The sequence below is a fragment of the Mesorhizobium sp. M7A.F.Ca.MR.362.00.0.0 genome (assembly GCF_004023175.1).
In the GTDB taxonomy this organism is placed as follows: domain Bacteria; phylum Pseudomonadota; class Alphaproteobacteria; order Rhizobiales; family Rhizobiaceae; genus Mesorhizobium.
Genome location: NZ_RZTF01000825.1, coordinates 1 through 877, shown reverse-complemented (window position 1 = coordinate 877; position 877 = coordinate 1). Strand labels below are relative to the sequence as shown.

At 64.4% G+C, this 877-nt stretch carries 2 protein-coding genes; both read right to left on the bottom strand.

The features are described 5' to 3' along the window. Window positions 1-722 (bottom strand): GTPase HflX (gene hflX / locus EOC06_RS37980; protein ID WP_128310155.1); only part of this gene is annotated, 722 nt, incomplete at its 3' end. Next, the coding region (locus tag EOC06_RS37975) for an RNA chaperone Hfq (protein WP_206631377.1) at window positions 723-877 on the bottom strand (155 nt) is incomplete at its 5' end.

The window sequence follows — 877 nt, the reverse complement described above, 5'->3', positions numbered from 1 at the left end:
GCATTGGTGTAGCCGACGATCGCCACCACCGGGAACGGCACCTTCCTGCGCTTGGCGCGGTGCAGGTCGCGCGTGCGCCGCACCGTTTCCAGCTCCTGCTTCAGCTTGATGATCTTTTCCTGCAGCTGCCGCCGGTCGGATTCGATCTGCGTTTCGCCGGGGCCCCCGAGGAAGCCGGCGCCGCCGCGCTGGCGCTCCAGATGGGTCCAGCTGCGCACGAGGCGGCCTTTCTGGTAGTTGAGATGGGCGAGTTCGACCTGCAGCGTGCCTTCCTTGGTGCGTGCGCGCTCGCCGAAGATCTCAAGAATCAGCCCGGTGCGGTCCAGCACCTTGGCGTTCAGCTCTTTTTCGAGATTGCGCTGCTGCACCGGGGTCAGCGGATGGTCGACGACGACCACTTCCGCATGTCCCTCTTTGACGATTTCCGCGAACTCCGCAACCTTGCCGCTGCCGAGCAGCGTCGCCGGGCGCGGATCGTTGACGGTCACCACCGCCGTGTGGATCAGATCCAGGTTGATGGCGCGGGCAAGGCCGACGGCCTCGTCGTGACGAGCATCAGCCGAACGCATCAGCCGTGGGCGGTTGGTCTCGTCGTCATTGCGCTGGTGGCGGGTAAGGACGGGCACAATGACAACGGCCCGGGTCGGGCCCTTGGCTTCCGTCCCGGGATGATGCGTTGGTTTTCCGCGAACGGTGGCGTCCGCGTCTTTCTCACGTGCCAATCAGGCGCCCTGGCTTTCCTCGCCATCGAACATCTGAACCGGCTGGCTCGGCATGATCGTGGAAATGGCGTGCTTGTAGACGAGCTGGGAGTGACCGTCACGGCGCAGCAGGACACAGAAATTGTCGAACGAAGTGACCACGCCGGTCAGCTTGA